We start from the raw sequence: 19,692 nt of genomic DNA, 5'->3' as shown, positions 1-19,692 counted from the left end.
AATAACCGGTCAAATGGTGAGTTGGAAACATAAAATGATATTAATTTAATTGCTTTGCAGCATTAACTGCTATCTAATCAGCATCGGCGCAATATCGCGTCATTATTTAATTATTTTATGTTCCTTGTATTTGATACCTAAAAAATGAAAAAAAATCTTGCTGTGATCGCCCTCGCTGGGCTTATTTGTGCGCCGGTTTCTGCAACCACCTTGAATGTTTACAACTGGTCTGAATACCTTCCTCAATCTTTGATTGAACGCTTCACCAAAGAGACGGGCATTAAAGTCAACTATGCCACGTTCGAAAGCAACGAAACCATGTACGCCAAGCTCAAACTGCTTGACGGTAAGGGTTATGACATCGTTGTACCGTCCACTTACTATGTGTCTAAGCTTGCCGAAGATAATTTGCTCCATCCATTAGATAAAACGCAAATTGCGGCCTTTTCAGACCTTGACCCCACCATATTGAATCAAAGTTTTGACTTAAATAACCAATACTCTCTGCCTTACATGTGGGGAAGTACGGCGCTAGGTTACAACTCTGACGTGATTGATGGCAGTCAACTCACTGGTTGGAAAGATTTGTGGAATCCGGAGTTTGCTGGGCAACTTATCCTGACCGACGATGTGCGAGATGTGATGGGTATGGCGCTTATCTTGGGTGGGTATGATGTCAACTCACAAGATCCGCAGCAGCTTGAACAAGCGTATCAAAAACTAGTGACGCTCAAGCCCGCAGTAACGGTGTTTAATTCAGATGCACCACATGTGCCGCTGATCACTGGTGAAGTGAATGTCGGTATGCAGTGGAACGGCACTGCTTATCGCGCGCAGCAAGAAAACCCGGCGATTAAATTCGTTTATCCGCAAGAGGGTGCGATTTTTTGGATGGATAACATCGTGATCCCACGCGAAGCTGAGAACAAAGCCGCCGCGTACGCTTTCATTAATTTCTTGATGAAACCGGAAAACCAAGCCACGCTGGTGCAAGAAATCGGTTATGCCGCGCCAAACCTAAAAGCATTAGCGCATTTGCCGAATGAGATCCGTAACAGCGAGATTATTTTCCCGCCAACGCAAGTGAAAGAAAAAGGCCAATTCTTAGGCAGTGTTGGCAGCGCGGTGAGCCTCTACGAGCGCTACTGGATGGAGCTGAAAAAGTAATGAAGGTTATCTATACCGACAAGCAGCGATTGCATCGAGTGAAATATGAATTTCTCTCTGGTGAGCCGACGCCTTGTTTTGAAAAACCAGAACGTGCTGATATGGTGCTTAATGCACTCAACCAGCACGGTGGGTTTGATGTGGTTGAGCCTAAGACATACAGCACCGAGCCGATGACCTGGGTGCATACGCAAGATTATGTCGATTTTTTGCAGTCCGCGTGGTCTGAATGGGAAGCGCGTTATGGCGATGAGCACGATGCGTCACCATATTGCTTTGTTAGCCCGCGTTATTTGCGTCACCGCATTCCAAAAGACATCGAAGGTAAGCTCGGTTACTACAGTTTTGATATGACCGCTGCAATCACCAAAACCAGTTTTACCGCCATTCATGGCGCAATGGAGTGTGCGTTAACTGGAGCGGATATGTTGATGTCTGGCGAAACCGCCGCATTTGCTTTGTGCCGACCGCCGGGCCACCATGCCGCGCCCGATCTGATGGGGGGTTATTGTTATATTAATAACGCCGCGATTGCCGCCGAATCACTGCGACGCCAAGGCAAGCAAAAAGTGGCGATTTTGGATATCGATTATCATCACGGCAATGGCACGCAAAGCATTTTCTATGACCGCGATGACGTGTTGTTTGTCTCGATTCATGGCGATCCGGATTACGACTATCCACATTATATTGGTTTTGACGATGAGTGTGGCGAAGGTAAAGGCGAAGGGTTTAATCTGAATTTGCCTTTGCCCCAAGGGAAGACCGATTGGTCGCTCTACGGGCCAGCGCTGACCACGGCACTGGCAAAAATTGCCGAGTTTGGCGCAGAGGCTTTGGTCATCTCACTAGGCATGGACACTTATGAGCACGACCCAATCAGCTTCTTTAAGCTCAACCGTCGTGATTACCAGCAGATGGGCGAGCAAATCGGCGGCTTGAAGTTGCCAACGCTGTTTGTCTTTGAAGGTGGTTATGCCGTTGATGATTTGGGCCACAACACGGTTGCTGTGCTTGATGGCTTTCAACGTGTGCATGGTTAATATTCATCGCATTCTATAAGCATTCGATTTAGGCAAGCGAGCATAATGCGTCGAACGTTCGGCGCGTTATACCCTTTCCACTTGAAGTTGCAGCGTTGTTGGCTGACTCTCACAAACCTCATCACATAGTTCGTCTATGCTCAGAGGCTTTGCTCGTTTGCCGCCTACCTGCAACCCCAAGTGGTTTGGGTATAATCAAGGCATTCTCGCTGAATCGCACATCTTGAAGTTACTTGGGCGCGTGCTTATTAATCGACTAAATTATCGCAGACCCGTTGCAGCTTTTTGCGCAAGCTCTCAGCAATAATCAGCATGCTGGGATGCAGTGCCAGTCCCAGTGATTGACGAGGATCTGCAAAGGCTATCATGACGTCATTATCACGATTCTCCCACACCACAATTTGATTGGGCAAAAGGGTGCCAGTCGTCGGATCAAACGCTATCACTTGCTCTGCATAATAGGCGTGGTAGACCGAGAGTAATCGATAAGCAGACATCTTTGACTCTGACTTTTTATTCAGGCTTTGCTGCAAGTCCAGATCGCCATAAATCTCAAACCCTTCTTTACTCAACTCTTCGCTTAATCGCTCTAGAGCGAAATAAAAGTCACCGTCAAAACTGGTGGTAAATCCGTACATCACACCCCCCATTCAGTCATGAAATCAATCACTCAACCATGAAGCGAGTCGCGTTTCGCGTGAATACCCATGCTTTGGAAGCCATAACGCGAACACGTCAAGCTCCGTGGGTATCAGTTTCGTGAGTATCGACCTTGCTTCAAAAGCGTAGCCGCTAACACCTTGATTGGTGATAAGTCACGGCCGCTTTATGATGGCGTCGCACTTTGCGCCCGTTTTATTCAGATGAAGTGAATTAAACCTGATACATTGTCGCGGGTTGTCGACTCTTGTGATGCGCTTAAGTGAGCGTGCTATGACGGCGTAATAATAACGTATCGCATATGGCGTTCTACCAAAGCTCAAGAAGCTTAACGCATTGAAAACGTTGCTTCTCTCACGAAAAAGAGTGTGCTTATTGTGCCTTGTTCACAGTTCGAATTTACCATTTCGCTAGACTGAAATCAGTTGGTGACGCAACGTGAGGAGTCGGTATGGAGCTTGCGACCTTAGTGAACGACCAATATGCCTTATGGAATGTTTTTATTGCTTTGTTACTTGGCGCCATTATCGGTACGCAGCGCGGTTGGGTTCAGCGTAATAGTGCTGAGGGGAGCCGTGTTGCGGGGCTCCGCACCTACTCACTGGTGGGGTTACTCGGCGGTTTGATTGGTGTGTTGGCACTGCAAACATCGTTTTTAGTGATAGGTTTTGCGCTGGTGGCAACCGTGATTTTGGCCGCCATTGCGTTTATCGCCCAGCAAAAACAGAGCGACGATTTGAGCATTACCGGCGTGGTGAGCTTGGTATTGACCTTTGTGCTTGGGGTATTGGCCGTTTGTGGTGAAACCGTGGTGGCGGCCGCAGCGGCAGTGTTAGCCGCGCTGGTACTGGACAACAAAAAAGCGCTGCATCAAGGTTTGCAGCGGCTTCAAGAGTATGAACTCGATGCCGCGCTACGGTTATTACTGATTTCGATTGTATTACTGCCATTGCTGCCAAACCGAACCTTTGGCCCTTGGAATGCGCTTAATCCTTATGAAATTTGGTGGATGGTGGTATTGATTGCCAGTATCTCCTTTGTCGGTTATTTCGCGATTAAGATCGGGGGGCCAAAGCGGGGGATTTTGTTTACTTCGGTGTTTGCCGGGCTGAGTTCTTCTACCGCGTTGACGCTACAATTCTCGCACCTTTCTCGCGCCCAACCGAACATCAGCCCGCTGCTGGCCAGTGGCATTTTGCTCAGTTGCGGCACTATGTTTCCACGCTTACTGATTGTGCTTTCGTTGATCAATCCAGCGTTAGTGACACTGCTCTGGCCGATTGCACTGGTGATGATGATGGCGCTCTATTTACCGGCATGGTGGATTTGGCGTCGTAGCGATATTGGTGATATCGAGCCATCTGAGCAGCAAAGTAACCCGTTAGCGTTGCAGTCGGCGCTGTTTTTTGGCGTGGTGCTGGCGGCGATTATGTTGGCATCGCATGCGTTATCAGATTGGTTTGGTGAGGCGGGTACGCTCTTGTTGGCTGCGCTTTCCGGCATCACGGATGTGGATGCGATTTCGCTTGCGCTGGGGCGGCAGAGCACGCAGCAGCTTGGTGTTTCAACGGCGGCTTTGGGGATTTTAATCGCGGCGTCGGTGAATACGTTAGTTAAGATGGGTATGGTGGTGGCCATTGGTGATAGGGCGTTGTGGCGATGGATTGCGCCGGTGATGAGTGGGTGTGTGGTAGTGGGGGGGATAGTGTTTTGGTTTTTTGAGCGATAAGTTTTGGTGGCGGTGGTTTGTTCCGTTTAAAGGTATGTGCCTATTTGGGCTGAGTAGTGGGTTTGTCTCGCTTAGAGGTTTGTGCCTATCTTGAGCTTGGTGGAAGCGAGCCAGATACTCTTTGCCTTGCCAAAGAGTATCCAGAAAGGCGCTTTCGTTCTTTGGTGGGGTTCGGCACGGTTTTAGGCGTTCCCTACGCCGAAAACCTCAAAAAACGTCCTGTTTTTTGGCCTTGTTTGGAGTTAAATCTTGGTTTGGAAAACTCATTTTTGCCCCATTCTGAGTTTGAACTTTTCTATACCGCGTTTTTAGAAAAGACTATTTGAGCTATCTTCTTATACCTCAAGATGTATTGTGATTTGGCGGAGAATCAGAGCGCCATATAAGAACAGTTCTCTATTGACTCAAGTACTGGGATTAATTTGTTTGAAAATAAAGGAAAGGTGTTTTCCTTTCCTATTACAGATTAATGGATTAAAACATATCAGTTAAATATGGACAGTAATGCTTATGCTATATCCACTGGCCTTTCTGTCTACAGGTTGCTCTTCTAATTCAGAAGAAACTCGCCATACGGGAATTTGTGCACCGAACTCCAAAGACACTAATACACTAAGAGCTGTAAGTATTTTGGGGCCAAGAGGAGCAAGCAATGGGGATGTAGACTTGGAAACTGCATTTACTAAATCTCTCATATCAAGATACGTGTTGTAAGGTTGATCTAATCTGTATTTTATGATTCTGCTAGAGGGAACTTCATTAAGAATCGCTTTATTATTTTGAAGAACAGACTCATCAAACCTCGAATCTATGCCTATTGGTAGGAATACGAATATGTGCTCTGAATCAATGTAATTAGCCAAACCAATAGCTTTACCATTTTCATATCCTAGCCCTAATACTAGTGATGTAGGTTTAGTAAGGTCACCTATTGCACCAGATAACTCAGGGATTACGTCTCCTACAGTTTTGATAGGTGATAGACCCTCAGGAGCACTCACAAACTGAGAAATTTCATATGAGATCGTCAGAGTCGATCCAGCAGGTAATGCTATTATTAGCTCATATAAAAGTGCTGAAAGTCGAGATCGCGAGAGCACGGTGATATCGATAAGAACATTCAGTTGTTGAGCTTTAGATTTAATTTTCGAGTCGAGCCATTCACGTGTATAAAGTCTAATCTCTACGTCATCGCCTTCAAAAATGGAAGCTTTACTATCCGAATAATTCAGTTTGTTTTCTTTGTACTGAGGGGTTTCGTTGTGCTTGTTATATCCTAGCACCAAAACGTCACCAAGGTTACTGCGCTCTTGAGTAAACCTTTCAAGAGCACGCTTTTCGTAACCTAGACCTAAAATTGATAGGTGAAAAGGTCCATTGAAACTATCTTCTATTACTTTCATTTTAGATCCAGTGAGTATTGTTCGTGACTAGGGAAGTTTAACAAATCGACCATTTTAATCTTAATAGAATTTAACTCAGTCTGGTTGATAAGATCTACGATGTCGATATCACTCTGCTTCGTAAGAAGTAGATCGTAGTGATGTGAAAATATGTAAGACAACCTACACCGCTTATTCAAGTTTAAGTTGTTAAGAGAGTCAGTACTATTATCAATCGAAATTAATGCACCAGCATTAAGAGCATATCCTATGATTTCATTTAACTCATCATTTATAGAAGTTTTTACGGTAATAGAGCCTTTAGGTTGAGGCTTAAATTGTGAACCATGAATTTCGTCCCTAAAAAATTTGGCAATTTCTGAGATTAAATCATAGATGTTATTGAATTTATTATCACCTGATTCGACAGCAATGGTGCCTAGAAGAGAACGGTAATTTAAAAAATACTCGTTTAGGCATGATAACTGTTGTTTTAAATTAATACTTCCGTCTTTTGCTAGTGGTATAAAATTATTCATCAAGCCTATTAGCATTCGAGGGTTATATTCTACTGCTTTACATATGTTTTTAAATCCTCCATAGTAGTCCGCAGGTCGCCGTCTGGCTTTTTTATTGCCATTTTTATCCATTTGGAAGTTTCTAATATGGGTGACGAATTTTATTTTTCGAAGCTGACTATTTTCATTTGTATAAACTTCTGACTTAAAATTTCGTTCCGAAAGATATGATTCAAAAGAAGAGTCTTTTAATATGAGTTCATTGAAGTCGTTATTAATGTCAATTTCTTTTGGTTCTTCAAAGTATGACTCTACATTAGAGTATAGCCCTTTTCGGATGAATAAAGACGTACAAAGTTGGTGTGCAAATTTAGAACCATCAGTGTCACTTAGGCCAGTCAAATTAATTAACTCAATATCTTCTCCTTTCATTGCACTATCAGTATCATCAGTTATTGATACTCCTTTGTGGTATGGAGAAAGAGCTAGCTTGAATATGATGTCCTTATGGCCGCCTCTCATTTCATTGACTAGAGGTTTGATTACTTGATTCGGAGCTAGTTCTAGTTCGTCAAACAAAAAAGCCCACTTTCCACTTTTTTCGTCGAAGTAGTTATTTACGGTTGCGACTAAACTTTCTAGGTTATCTATTAGATCAAACTCTAAGAACTCTGGTATTTCGTTTAGTCGACCTGACATTAGATTGTTTACAGTTGTTGATATGTTTTTCTTCTCTAAAATTACCGTTGTCAAAAGGCTTTTTAGAGTGGACATTTTAGGTGTTACTTTCAATATTTCAGATATATGTGTTACAAGCTCGATCTCTGAAGATTTTTCTAGTTGAACCGATTTGAAGCCAACTTTCTTTTTGATGGTTCTGCTACATCGATAACTTACAACTGACAGGAAATTTTCAATAACATGAAATGAAAATAGTTTTTCTAATAAAGTAATCGCTGTGTTTAATTTCAATGTATCTGAAGAAGAGCAATCTTCTGCCTTTAATCGATTTTCAATTTTTTGATATTGAGTCTTCCAATAGCGATCTGTTGGGATGAAAACCCCAGAGAATTTAATCCTGCTACGATATTCTTGTGCTGTTTCAGAATTCCATAACTCTAGAGATTCCACATCGAGCATTCTCATCAGCGTTGTTTTTCCACTTCCTCGAGGGCCAATCATGATACAGTGATTAGGACAAGCAAGTTTTTCATAAAAGTCATTTGTAATGAATGAGTTACATAGTTCCTCGGTCGGTGAGGTCTTAGCGTTAAATGACTCACTAATGCTCGGGATTCTATTTATCATTGTCAGGCCCTATTTGAATTTGAATAATACATTGATTTTGAGCGTCTATCTCGGCAACAAGAGAATTAGCCGCTAGTCTTTTCGTGAACTTTTCGAATTCTTTTGGCAAAAAATAGCCCAACTCTAGGTTTATGCGTTCTAGTTCTTCACCCTCTAAGAACTCTTCATTTTCGAGTAGTCGATTAAGTTCTTTAATTAGGCGTGTAGCTGTTTCTCTTGATCCGAGGCCACTTCTGGCTGGCATCTTAGAAGATTCAGAAGGGGCCCAGCCACCACCGGGTGTAAATTGGTGTGTTTCAAATGTACCAACTATACGTTCTTCTTCTTTAGTTTTTTCAATATTTATGTTAAGTGAGTAAAACTGGTTCTCAATTAGATCTTTGTATTTAGCGGACGCACTTCCTGCTGAAAATACGATTGGCGGGGTTTGTCCTTCGCTTGATGCTGTGGATATACATGCATAGTGTTTGTGACCATGAAGAATTAACCAAGGGCCTTTGTCAACATTTTGGATCGAATGAAGTAGTTTCTGCCCACCTGCCATTTGCTGACCATCATAATCATTGTGTGCATGTTCCATTCGCTGAGGGTGGTGATGGCATATGAGAATATTTAATGCTTTTATTTCTTCTAAGGATTCGAGATGCTCTTCAATTTGATTTACTGTTTCTAAAGCTATTCGACCATGTTTGTACTCATCATTAAAGCCATGATATGCGCTAGTATTAACAAGTAATAGGTTTGAGTCGGGACAGGTATCATCCATATACCAATTCCATGCCCAGAAATGTGTGTTTTTTTCATGAGAAACGAATGGAAATGGAGGGCTACAAAATTGGAGTTGATGCTTCGGTGAAAAGCCACTCTGTATATCTGCTGGATCTGGTCTAGATTGGTGGTCATGGTTTCCGGGAGCACATATAAGTTTGGCTTTTGAAAAATGATTACTTATCTTGTGTAAGAACTTCCAACCAGCCAAAAACGATTGTTGACAGCCTTTGTTTGCAATGTCTCCACAGCATACAATAAGGTCATATTGAATGCCCAAGCTCGTAATGTAGGTGACTAAACCATCCCCCCACTCACCGCTCCCGGTAGAGTCAAGATGAAGCCGAGTGTTACTGAAGTTCTTAGAGTCACCGTCAATGACAGCATGTAGATCTGAAAGAAGTAGTATTTTCATTTTTTATTTACTGCTTAAATTCTTGTGGGGTGGTGCAATGGCAAGTGTCTCGTATGGTAGCTATGCAATTGAATGTGAGTAACCACACTTATAGCCCCCAATAACTGGTAATTAAAAATAAAATTATTATATCACCCTAGTCTCATATCAAATAGTGTTTAATCAACGGAAGAAGAAACGTTTAAGCGAGACAAACACCACTCAGCCAAATATGGAGGCGGTAACAGGCCAAAAATCAGGACGATTTTTGAGGTTTGCGGCGTAGGGAACGCCTCAAACCGCGCCGAACCACACCAAAGAATAAAAAGCGCCTTTCTGGTTACTCTTTGGCAAGACAAAGAGTAGCTGGCCCGCTAACACAGAGCTTGAGATACGCTCTTGCTTACAAGCGGGTCAAACAAACTGCGCAACACTTTTCAAACACAAAAAAAGCCCCTGCATTGCAGGGGCTTCTCATCTCTAGCATTCACAAAAGAAAGTCTAAATTAAACCATCTCTTGAGTCGCTTGAATCGCCGTCAAAGCAATCGTGTAAACAATATCATCTACCAACGCACCACGAGACAAATCGTTCACCGGCTTACGCATACCTTGCAGCATTGGACCGATAGAAACTAGATCCGCTGAACGCTGTACCGCTTTGTAAGTCGTGTTACCCGTGTTGAGATCTGGGAATACGAACACCGTCGCTTTACCAGCAACTGGAGAGTTAGGCGCTTTAGAAGCTGCTACGTTCTCCATGATCGCCGCATCGTACTGTAGAGGACCGTCGATGATAAGATCTGGACGCTTCTCTTGAGCCAGTTTGGTCGCTTCACGTACTTTATCAACGTCTGCACCCTTACCAGATTCGCCAGTAGAGTAAGAAATCATAGCCACGCGAGGTTCGATACCAAATGCCGCTGCAGAATCCGCAGATTGGATAGCGATTTCAGCCAATTGCTCAGCCGTTGGATCTGGGTTGATTGCACAGTCACCGTACACCAATACTTGATCAGGCAGCAGCATGAAGAAGATTGACGATACGATAGACGCGCTTGGCGCAGTCTTGATGATTTGGAACGGAGGAACGATGGTGTTTGCCGTGGTGTGAACCGCGCCAGATACCAGACCGTCAACTTCGTTGTTCTCAAGCATCATGGTGCCTAGGAATACAGAGTCTTGCAGCTTCTCACGAGCAACCACTTCAGTCATGCCTTTCGCGCCACGTAGCTCAACCAAACGAGCTACGTAGTTTTCACGGATCGCATCTGCATCAATGATTTGCACGCCAGCGCCTAGCTCAACGCCTTGTTGCGCCGCAACGCGACGGATTTCTTCTGGGTTACCTAGCAGCACACATTCAGCAATACCGCGCTCAGCACAGATGGCTGCCGCTTTAACGGTACGTGGCTCGTCACCTTCAGGAAGCACGATGCGTTTGCCCGCTTTACGAGCAAATTCAGTGAGCTGGTAACGGAACGCTGGTGGGCTTAGGCGACGCGATTTTTGCGTGCCTTCGGTCATGCTGTCGATCCACGCGCCATCAATGTGGCTTGCAACGTGTTCGCTGATGAACTCGATGCGCTCTTTATCGTCTGCAGGCACTTCTAGGCTGAAGCTTTGTAGGTTCAGTGACGTTTGCCAAGTGTTACCTTGCGCTTTGAAAATTGGCAGGCCAGTTTCAAATGCAGGCTTACACAGGTCTGCGATTTCAGCAGGCATATCGTAACCGCCAGTCAACAGCACAGCACCGATGTCTACGCCGTTCATTGCAGCAAGAGATGCGGCAACGATAACGTCAGGACGGTCAGCCGAAGTCACTAGCAGTGAACCTGGTTTGAAGTGCTCAATCATGTTAGGTAGAGAACGTGCACAGAACGTAATGCTCTTGATGCGACGAGTGTTCATTTCACCTTCGTTGATGATTTCAGCATTGAGGTGTTTTGCCATATCGATTGCGCGAGTTGCGATTAAGTCGATATTCCAAGGCACGCAGCCAAGCACGCGGATTGGGCTAGAGTTGAAGATTTGCATCACTTCTAGCTGGTTCTTAGTCGCGCTGTCGGCATCGTCGAAGATCTCAGAAAGATCAGGGCGAGTGCGGCCAGCGTCATCAACAGGGGCGTTTAGCTTGTTGATGATAACGCCTGAGATCGCTTTGTTTTTGGTACCACCAAAGTTAGAACACGCCACTTCGATGCTGTCTTTAAGCTGAGCTGGGTTGTCGGTGCCCGGCGTTGCAATCAACACGATTTCTGCGCCAAGGGTTGCTGCGATTTCAGCGTTCACTTGGTTGGCAAATGGGTGCTTACGCGTCGGTACTAGACCTTCGATAAGCGTCACGTCTGCATCTTTGTTGATCTGGTTGTAACGTTCAACAACCGTTTCTAGCAACTCGTCCATGTTGTCGTTACCGATAAGGCTCTCAGCAACGGACATCGGCATAGATTGACCGATTTTAATGTCGCTGTTTACCGCAACGATGGTTGACGTTAGATCAGGCTGATCGCCGCCATCACGTGGCTGAGCGATAGGCTTATAGAAAGACACTTTAACGCCTTTGCGTTCCATTGAACGTAGAACACCCATGCTTGCGCTTGTTAGGCCAACGCCAGCGCTTGCAGGGATAAGCATAATCGTACGAGACATTCGCAGAATACCTTTAGCTATTGGGGATAAAAGCTCAACTCTTATTCCGTGAGAGTCAGGGAATAGGGGTTGAGCCCCAGATAAACCCTTGTGAAAGAAAACTGGCTAGCCATGAGGGGCTAGCCAGTCAGTTTGATTAAAGACCTGCTAGACGTGCAGTGTCTTCAGCGATAACAAGCTCTTCGTTGGTTGAGATAACCATCGCTGGAATGCGGCTGTTCGCAGTGGTGATAGTGCCTTCGCCGCCAAAACGTGCTTTCAGGTTCGCTTCGCTGTCTACTTCGATACCGAAGATAGCAAGACGGTTCAATACCATTTCACGGATTGGGCCAGAGTTCTCACCGATACCGCCAGTGAAAGTGATCGCATCTAGACGACCTTCCATAGACGCAGTGTAACCTGCAACGTATTTCGCTAGGCGGTGACAGAACACGTCCATTGCGCGAGTTGCTTCTTCTTTTTGACCGTAGTTGTCTTCAACAAAGCGGCAGTCAGAAGTCACTTCAGTCAGACCTTGCAGACCAGATTCTTTGGTTAGCATGGTGTTGATTTCGTCAACAGAGTAGCCTAGCGCGTCATGTAGGTGGAACACGATAGCAGGGTCGATATCGCCACAACGCGTACCCATTACAAGACCTTCAAGCGGTGTCAGACCCATAGAGGTGTCGACAGATTGGCCGTTCTTGATAGCACAAACAGAAGCACCGTTACCTAGGTGACAGTTGATGATGTTTACTTCTTCAACAGGTTTGTTTAGCAGGCCAGCCACTTCACGAGTGATGAATAGGTGTGAGGTACCGTGCATGCCGTAACGACGGATGCCGTGCTCTTTGTACAATTTGTACGGTAGCGCGTATAGGAATGATTCCTCAGGCATGGTTTGGTGGAACGCTGTGTCAAATACTGCAACGTTCTTAAGTGCTGGGAAGTTGTGCTTCGCCGCTTCGATACCGATTAGGTGAGCTGGGTTATGAAGTGGTGCAAATGTTGCCGCATCTTCAATACCTTTCAGTACTTCGTCAGTGATTAGCGCAGATTGAGTAAAGTGCTCGCCACCGTGAACGATACGGTGACCGATAGCGCCTAGGTTCTCTTTAAGCTCTGGCTTAGAAGCAAGAATAGTTTCTACCATGAAGGCTAGTGCTTCTTCGTGAGCTGCGCCATCACCAAGTTGTGCTTCGTGTTTGCCATCCAACTTCCATTTGATGCGAGCTTCAGGAAGGTGAAGACATTCTGCAAGACCGGTTAGGTGCTCTGCGCCAGTTTCCGCGTCAACAATCGCGAATTTAAGAGAAGAACTACCACAGTTTAAAACTAAAACTAGCTTAGACATGAGTGACTACCTATTATGTGTCTGATAAAACTATCAGTCAGGATTAAAAATTAACCACAAGAATAGTCGAAGGTCTCAACCCTCGTCCTATTTTGAGTCAAAAAACGTTGAAATCCGTATACCTTAGATGCGGTGAATCTAGATTCGCCCGCGATGCGATCCTTTGCGAGGTGATCTCACAGTTGCTTAAATAGTAAATAAGGGCAACAATGAGATTGAAGGTCGTAAAGGATAGCGACTAACGGTGATGATAACAAAAAAAAATTGAGTGAATTTTAATTTTGGTCAAATTATTCAATTTTCAGTTGAATTCTTCAACTTAATTTTAGTTTTGACCTTAATTTAGAGGCAAACAGTCACTTAAAAGCAGATCCAAAGTGACAAACAGACTGAGTGAGAGCGCGTATGAGCAACAGAATCGGACTGGCCCATAGTCTTAAAGATGGGCAAAAGTACATGAATGTGTGGCCTATGCGAAAAGAGCTCAATGCGATTTTTCCTGAGCAGCGCATTATTAAGGCGACCCGTTTTGGCATCAAGTTTATGCCTGCCATTGCGGCTATCAGTGTGTTAACGCAAATGGCCTTTGAAAACCATGCCGCAATGCCACAGGCGGTGGTGATCGCTTTATTCGCTCTGAGCCTTCCTTTACAAGGGATTTGGTGGTTGGGCAATCGTTCGAATACTCGTTTGCCGCCGTCTTTGGCAAGTTGGTATCATGAGTTGCACCAAAAGATCATTGAAACCGGATGCGCCTTAGAGCCAGCGAAATCTCGTCCTCGCTATAAAGAGTTAGCTCACATTCTCAATCGTGCTTTTCGTCAGTTGGATAAAAGTGCGTTGGATCGCTGGTTTTAGTGTCTAAGTGACATGAGCGCCCGCTCATGTCACATTGTTCCACCTCTTCGCTTGAGCGTCTCCTTGCTCGCACGCATCACGCTCACCGCACAACCTTTCCCAAAGATGCCCAAGTAACGTCAAAACGGTACCTAAATGCTTTTGATGTTGGTTAGCGAAACGCAACCAATTTGGCGGAATCTTGGTGATTTTGCTGATTGTTTGTTGCGAAAATTGCACATTCGTTAATCCAGGCTTGGCAAAAGTTCTGATTCCGAGTAAAAGTAATAACGATAGGTTACACCCAGAACGTTTGAAAAGCGTTGCAATTTCAAGTGGGAATAGACCTGCCATCGTGTCGTTAAGGATGATTCAGATGGCAAAAGCTCGGTAATAAAAGCGGGCTTTCGACATTTCAAAAAGAAAAGAGTTATCAACATGGCGGGCTGAAAGCGAGCCCCACCTTGTTGCCGACCAAGCTAAATCAAGGAGTAAAGATGAAAGCGAATCAATGGATTTCTACCGCCCTTGTGGCATCGTGTGCGTTATTGGGTTCAATGACCGCCAGCGCAGAAATGGCGCGAGTGGCAGTGTCACAAATTGTGGAGCACCCCGCTTTGGACGCAACACGGCAAGGTTTGCTTGATGGGCTTAAGGCAAAAGGGTTTGAAGAAGGGAAGAACTTACAGTTTGACTTTAAAACTGCGCAGGGGAATCCGGCCATTGCGGTGCAGATAGCGCGTCAGTTTGTTGGCGAAAAACCCGATGTGTTGGTCGGCATTGCGACGCCAACGGCGCAAGCGTTAGTCTCGGCAACGCGTAATATTCCCGTGGTGTTCACGGCGGTGACCGACCCAATTGGCGCCAAACTTATCAAACAGCATCAAAAACCGGGCAAAAACGTCACAGGCTTGTCGGATCTTTCGCCCGTCGGTCAGCACGTTGAGTTGATTCAAGAGCTGTTGCCAAATGTCAAATCGATTGGGGTGGTCTATAACCCTGGCGAAGCGAATGCGATGGCATTGGTTGAGTTATTAAAGCAACATGCCGCCGCCAAAGGCATTGCGGTGGTTGAGGGGACGGCGCTGAAAAGTGCTGATGTTCAATCAGCGACTCAAGCGATTGCGGCAAAATCGGACGTGATTTACGCGCCGACAGATAACACCGTCGCCAGCGCGATTGAAGGCATGGTCGTCGCCGCAAATCAAGCCAAAACCCCCGTGTTTGGTGGTGCAACCTCTTATGTGGCTAAGGGCGCTCTTGCGGGACTGGGTTTTGATTATTACCAAGTGGGTGTGCAAACTGCCGATTATGTCGCAGCGATTTTAACCGGTTCAAAACCTGGCGATCTCGATGTCACTGTCGCAAAAGGCTCTGACTTGGTCGTCAACGATAATGCGGCGAAGCTATTGGGGATCACCATTCCTGAGTCGGTACGCAGCCGCGTTACCGCGAAAAATTAATCTCTAAGATTGTTTAAAATGACCGACAGGGCTGTCGGTCATTGCGTTATTTGTTAAGCAGTACAAGGAGTAAGTATGTCTGCTTTTGCCTTTTTTGGTGCGCTTGAGATTGGCTTGGTCTATGGCCTTGTCGCACTTGGCGTTTATCTTACCTTTCGAGTTCTCGATTTCCCTGATCTGACCGTTGATGGCAGTTTTCCCATGGGCGCGGCCGTTGCTGCCACCGCGATTGTTGCGGGCATCAACCCTTGGCTTGCGACCGCGCTTGCGGTACTCGCTGGCGCGACCACAGGCTGGATCACCGCATTTTTAGCAGTACGCTGTGGTATTTTGCACCTGCTCGCGTCTATTTTGACCATGATCGCCGCGTTTTCAATCAACATTCGTATCATGGGGCGCCCGAATATGGCGCTGCTCGGTGAGGAGACCATTCTCACGCCGTTTGAAATGATGGCCGATCCTGTCTACGTGCGCCCACTGGTGGTGGGCGTTTTGGTGCTCATTGCCGCTTGGTTCGTGGTTCGCTTGCTCAACAGTGATTTTGGTTTGGCACTGCGCGCAACCGGCGTCAATGCGCGTATGGTGGCAGCGCAAGGTGGCAATACCGCGTTTTATACCTATTTTGGCTTGGCGTTATCCAACGGGTTTGTCGGGTTTGCCGGCGCACTTTTTGCGCAAACCAACAGCTTTGCTGATGTGACATCTGGAGTGGGGACCATTGTGGTGGGTCTTGCCGCGGTTATTTTAGGCCAGACGCTGATCCCAGGCCGTAAAATTTGGGTCGCTGTGGTCGCGGTTATTGTTGGTTCGGTGCTGTACCGATTGGCAGTGGCCTTTGCTTTGTCGAGCGGTATGTTTGGCTTGCAAGCGTCCGATCTTAACTTAGTCACTGCGGTACTGGTCGCGATTGCGTTGATTGCGCCAAAACTGAAACGCCACTTTGCCGCTCAGAAGAAGGCAAAGCAAAAGCCTAGCGCGTCGAAAACCAAATCGGAGGCAAAGGCATGATTGAGTTAAACGATATCGAAGTGACGTTTAATCCTGGGACCATATTGGAAAACCGCGCCTTGAGAGGCGTCTCTCTGCGCGTGCCTGAAGGTCAGTTTTTGACCGTGATTGGGTCCAATGGCGCGGGCAAGTCAACCCTTCTTGGCGCGGTGACAGGTGAAACACCTATGGTGGGTGGCGAAGTCGCCATTGATGGTATTGATATGACGCGTTGGCGTGTAGATCAGAGAGCCACCCATTGCGCGCGCGTATTTCAAGACCCATTGGCGGGCACATGCAGCTCATTGACGATCGAAGAAAATATGGCGTTAGCCTATTGCCGAGGGAAAACGCGAGGTTGGCCATTGGCGCTGTCGAGTCAGCGGCGAAAATTGTTTCAAGAGCGGATCAGTATTTTGGGTTTAGGTCTTGAAGACAGGCTGAGTGACAATATTGGTTTGTTATCGGGTGGGCAACGACAGGCGGTGAGTCTGGTCATGGCCACGCTTTCCAATAGTAAATTGCTGCTACTTGATGAACACACCGCCGCATTAGACCCAAGAATGGCGGCGTTTATTATCGATTTGACCAAACGAATTGTGCAAGAGTTTGATCTCACCGCAATGATGGTCACTCACTCAATGAAGGATGCCTTGGCATGCGGTGATCGCACTGTGATGCTGCACCAAGGACAAATCGTACTTGATGTTGAAGGTGAGTCGCGTGCTCAAATGGGTGTGTCTGATTTGTTAGAGATGTTTACTAAGGTGCGCGGTGAAGAACTCAGTGATGATAGTTTATTACTGAGTTGATTTTTAAAGCGAAAACGCCTCGTTCTCATCAGATAATGCTGGGGTATACCCAAACAACTTGGAGTTGCAGATAGGCGGCAAACGAACGAAGCCTCTGAGCATAGACTGACTATGTGATGAGGTTCGTGAGTGCAAGCCCCCACGTTCTAACGAAAGCGCTGCAACTTCAAGTAGGACGGGTATAGAACGAGGCGCTATTGATGTGGCTTAGCTCGCTTTTTGTAGATTATCGCGATAGCGTTCAATATGCTCGACAATCGGCGCTGCTTTATTGAAGGTGCGAATATCACGAAATAACGCCGCGGCCTCAGGGTAGGCTTGGCGCAAATAAGAGAACCACTGTTTGACGCGGTTAGGGTAATACAAACCTTTATCCCCTTTAATTTCAAAGGTGGAATAGTGCAGTAATAAATCGACCACGTCAGGCCATAGCATGGCGCCATGGTTGTATTTCACCATATTGCCCAGGTTTGGAATATTAAACGCGCCGCGACACACCATGAGATTATCAACCCCAGTCGTCTCAATGCATCGTTGGCCATCGGCAAAATTCCAAATCTCACCATTGGCGATCAGCGGAATATCAAATTGTTCGCGAATCTTTGAGATATACTCCCATTTGATTTCAGACGCTTTGTAACCGCCATTTTTGGTGCGCGCATGGACGGTCAGTTCATTGGCGCCAGCAGTTTGGATCGCATCCACAATAGCAAAACAATCTTCAGGATCATCCCAACCTAAGCGAATTTTTGCACTGACAGGGACGCTGCTAGGTACGGCATCACGGACGGATTTCACCACTTGATAAATTAGCTCAGGGTGTTGCAGTAAGGCCGCGCCCCCTTTGCTTTGATTGACCATTTTTGCCGGGCAGCCAAAGTTGAGATCAATGCCTCGAGCGCCCAATTCGGCGACACGAAACGCGTTTTCGGCCATCCAGTGCGGCTCTTGGCCCAAAAGCTGAATGTGCACCGGAACACCAGAAGGGGTTTGAGAGCCCTGTTCAAGCTCAGGGCAGAGGCGATAAAAAACATGATCAGGCAGCAGCTGATCCACTACGCGAACAAACTCAGTGACACAGAGATCGTAATCATTAATTTCAGTGAGCAGGTGGCGCATCAAATGATCGAGCACCCCTTCCATTGGGCCAAGGACAAGTCGCATTAGGTTACCTCTTTGTGGGAACGCGCGATTTTAGCGGTTAGCTTGATTAAGCTCAAGTGACGTTGTTGGGGTATCTCATACGTTTGGTTTTCTGCTGAGCTGGTATCGCTTGAAGAGTTGGGTATAATGCGCGCAATCAAGCAAGGTGGTAATAGAATGCAATACCAATTAATGTCAGTCGATACGCTCAATGACAGCGGATCTAGCCTATTTTTTGAAGGTGCCGTTTTTGCCGCAAACTTAACGGTGAAACCATTGGCGCCTGAACAGTGGCTGCCTCTGCTGGTGGATGAGCCAACGCGCGAGTTAGTGCAGGCTGTAACAGAGCAAATCCATCGTCAGCACAATCTGATTTTGCGCAGTGAATACCAGCTTAGCCAGCTTATCGACTCTTCAGTTGATGCGCTGCCAGAATTTGCTTACGGTTTTATGTCCGTCTGGCCAAGCATTGAGAGTGATTGGAACGAGATGACGCTCAACGATGGCAGCGCGCGTATGTTACAAGCGTTTTTGACCACGTTAATGTTGGCACTCGATGAAGCGCAAACTCATCAGCAGATGCGTGATGCAGGTTATGAGCACTTACCGACGTTAGCGGACTTGTTACCTCAGCTTGACATTATGGTCAACGAAGTGGCACTGGCTGCTGATGAGCTTATGGTTGGCCAAAAAGGGCAAAGCGTGAACCCATACAAGACCATCGGGCGCAATGACGAATGTCTTTGTGGTAGTGGCGAAAAATTCAAACAGTGTTGTGGCCGTTAACGCTATCGCACTGTGATGTCACTGAGTGACAAAATCAGAATAGAAATAAACGCCGACGTTCGTCGGCGTTTGTGTTTGAGAGGGCTTGAATAACACGCCACTGGTTATAATGAGCGAATTGGGTTTCCGCGCTTGCTGGGGAAAAATTGCGCCAGAACGATAAACGCAAGTGCAATAAGATTCGCCGCAAAAATGATCACCAACCACTGTGGCATAGAGAGTGAGAGGAAGATCCAATCGACTTCTGCACAATCACCAGAGGCAACAAACATCCAAGGCGCCCACTGATCGAGCGGCAGCCAAGAAGGGAAGGTGACCCAAAGATCGCAACTGGCAAATGGTGACGGGTTGAATTGGTACTCAACATGTTGCGCCGAAATTTCCAGGCCTCGGTAGGCACTGTAGCCCCAACCCGCAAGACCAAGCCAGCGCAAAACACCATTTTGTGGTGCTAACAGACCTATGATGGCAGCGCCTGCAATTCCTAGCATCGCAACTCGCTCATAAATGCAGTTGACGCATGGTGAAAGCATCATAATGTGCTGAAAACCCAGCGCGCAAAGCTCGAAAAAGATCATAAACGCCAGCAGTAACGCCCATGAGAGACGCTGCTTTGAAAACTGATTGAGAACGCGAAAAAATGCCACGATAACCGCCTTGTTAACAATAAAAAAACTCTGATTACTCAGAGTTTTTTACTTTGAATTAGTT

General features: G+C 46.2%; 16 protein-coding genes. 8 read left to right on the top strand and 8 right to left on the bottom strand.

Annotated elements, in window-relative coordinates:
• The first annotated feature begins 144 nt into the window (after positions 1 to 144).
• Together HGP28_RS13510 and HGP28_RS13505 are read left to right on the top strand one after the other, a co-directional pair.
• A complete protein-coding gene (locus HGP28_RS13510) occupies positions 145 to 1,167 on the top strand; it encodes an ABC transporter substrate-binding protein (protein WP_168837000.1) in 1,023 nt (340 codons plus the stop codon).
• Positions 1,167 to 2,210 carry a histone deacetylase family protein gene (locus HGP28_RS13505; RefSeq protein ID WP_168836999.1) on the top strand — a complete coding sequence of 348 codons (1,044 nt, stop codon included), beginning with the start codon at positions 1,167 to 1,169 and terminating at the stop codon, positions 2,208 to 2,210. The genes HGP28_RS13510 and HGP28_RS13505 overlap by 1 nt, the downstream gene beginning before the upstream one ends.
• Before the next feature lie 248 nt (positions 2,211 to 2,458).
• On the opposite strand, the gene HGP28_RS13500 is transcribed toward HGP28_RS13505, so the two are convergent.
• Entirely contained in the window at positions 2,459 to 2,848 is a 390-nt protein-coding gene (locus HGP28_RS13500) for a DUF302 domain-containing protein (RefSeq protein ID WP_168836998.1), read from the bottom strand.
• A 473-nt stretch (positions 2,849 to 3,321) separates the two neighbouring features.
• Between HGP28_RS13500 and HGP28_RS13495 the strand changes: the two genes are divergently transcribed.
• A complete protein-coding gene (locus HGP28_RS13495; RefSeq protein WP_168836997.1) occupies positions 3,322 to 4,599 on the top strand; it encodes an MgtC/SapB family protein in 1,278 nt (425 codons plus the stop codon).
• A 488-nt stretch (positions 4,600 to 5,087) separates the two neighbouring features.
• On the opposite strand, the gene HGP28_RS13490 is transcribed toward HGP28_RS13495, so the two are convergent.
• The 5 genes from HGP28_RS13490 to HGP28_RS13470 form a co-directional block, all read right to left on the bottom strand.
• Positions 5,088 to 6,002, bottom strand: coding sequence for a hypothetical protein (locus HGP28_RS13490; protein ID WP_168836996.1), 915 nt, complete (start codon positions 6,000 to 6,002; stop codon positions 5,088 to 5,090).
• A complete protein-coding gene (locus tag HGP28_RS13485; protein WP_168836995.1) occupies positions 5,999 to 7,807 on the bottom strand; it encodes an ORC-CDC6 family AAA ATPase in 1,809 nt (602 codons plus the stop codon). Before HGP28_RS13485 ends, HGP28_RS13490 begins: the two co-directional genes overlap by 4 nt.
• A complete protein-coding gene (locus tag HGP28_RS13480; protein WP_168836994.1) occupies positions 7,797 to 8,990 on the bottom strand; it encodes a metallophosphoesterase family protein in 1,194 nt (397 codons plus the stop codon). Before HGP28_RS13480 ends, HGP28_RS13485 begins: the two co-directional genes overlap by 11 nt.
• A gap of 485 nt (positions 8,991 to 9,475) precedes the next feature.
• On the bottom strand, positions 9,476 to 11,620 hold the full coding sequence (gene pta / locus HGP28_RS13475) for a phosphate acetyltransferase (RefSeq protein WP_168836993.1): 2,145 nt from the start codon (positions 11,618 to 11,620) through the stop codon (positions 9,476 to 9,478).
• 136 nt (positions 11,621 to 11,756) lie between these two features.
• Complete coding sequence (locus HGP28_RS13470) at positions 11,757 to 12,953, bottom strand: acetate kinase (protein WP_168836992.1); 1,197 nt, start codon at positions 12,951 to 12,953, stop codon at positions 11,757 to 11,759.
• Positions 12,954 to 13,358: 405 nt separating this feature from the next.
• Here HGP28_RS13470 and yfbV point away from each other — a divergent pair, with 405 nt between their 5' ends.
• The 4 genes from yfbV to HGP28_RS13450 all read left to right on the top strand — a co-directional run bounded on the left by yfbV (position 13,359) and on the right by HGP28_RS13450 (position 17,052).
• Positions 13,359 to 13,811, top strand: a complete 453-nt coding sequence (yfbV, locus tag HGP28_RS13465) for a terminus macrodomain insulation protein YfbV (RefSeq protein WP_168836991.1) — start codon at positions 13,359 to 13,361, stop codon at positions 13,809 to 13,811.
• Between the two features lie 476 nt (positions 13,812 to 14,287).
• The gene (locus HGP28_RS13460) at positions 14,288 to 15,253 is read left to right on the top strand and encodes an ABC transporter substrate-binding protein (protein ID WP_168836990.1); all 966 of its coding nucleotides are present in this window, start codon (positions 14,288 to 14,290) and stop codon (positions 15,251 to 15,253) included.
• Between the two features lie 75 nt (positions 15,254 to 15,328).
• The gene (locus tag HGP28_RS13455) at positions 15,329 to 16,261 is read left to right on the top strand and encodes an ABC transporter permease (RefSeq protein ID WP_168836989.1); all 933 of its coding nucleotides are present in this window, start codon (positions 15,329 to 15,331) and stop codon (positions 16,259 to 16,261) included.
• Entirely contained in the window at positions 16,258 to 17,052 is a 795-nt protein-coding gene (locus tag HGP28_RS13450) for an ABC transporter ATP-binding protein (RefSeq protein WP_168836988.1), read from the top strand. Before HGP28_RS13455 ends, HGP28_RS13450 begins: the two co-directional genes overlap by 4 nt.
• A gap of 207 nt (positions 17,053 to 17,259) precedes the next feature.
• On the opposite strand, the gene dusC is transcribed toward HGP28_RS13450, so the two are convergent.
• Positions 17,260 to 18,216, bottom strand: a complete 957-nt coding sequence (gene dusC / locus HGP28_RS13445) for a tRNA dihydrouridine(16) synthase DusC (RefSeq protein ID WP_168836987.1) — start codon at positions 18,214 to 18,216, stop codon at positions 17,260 to 17,262.
• Between the two features lie 156 nt (positions 18,217 to 18,372).
• Between dusC and HGP28_RS13440 the strand changes: the two genes are divergently transcribed.
• Complete coding sequence (locus HGP28_RS13440; protein WP_168836986.1) at positions 18,373 to 18,981, top strand: YecA family protein; 609 nt, start codon at positions 18,373 to 18,375, stop codon at positions 18,979 to 18,981.
• Positions 18,982 to 19,085: 104 nt separating this feature from the next.
• On the opposite strand, the gene dsbB is transcribed toward HGP28_RS13440, so the two are convergent.
• On the bottom strand, positions 19,086 to 19,628 hold the full coding sequence (gene dsbB, locus HGP28_RS13435) for a disulfide bond formation protein DsbB (protein WP_168836985.1): 543 nt from the start codon (positions 19,626 to 19,628) through the stop codon (positions 19,086 to 19,088).
• Positions 19,629 to 19,692 lie beyond the last annotated feature (64 nt).

Source organism: Vibrio agarilyticus (assembly GCF_012641465.1).
In the GTDB taxonomy this organism is placed as follows: Bacteria; Pseudomonadota; Gammaproteobacteria; order Enterobacterales; family Vibrionaceae; genus Vibrio; species Vibrio agarilyticus.
This window is presented reverse-complemented; position numbering and strand designations above follow the sequence as displayed.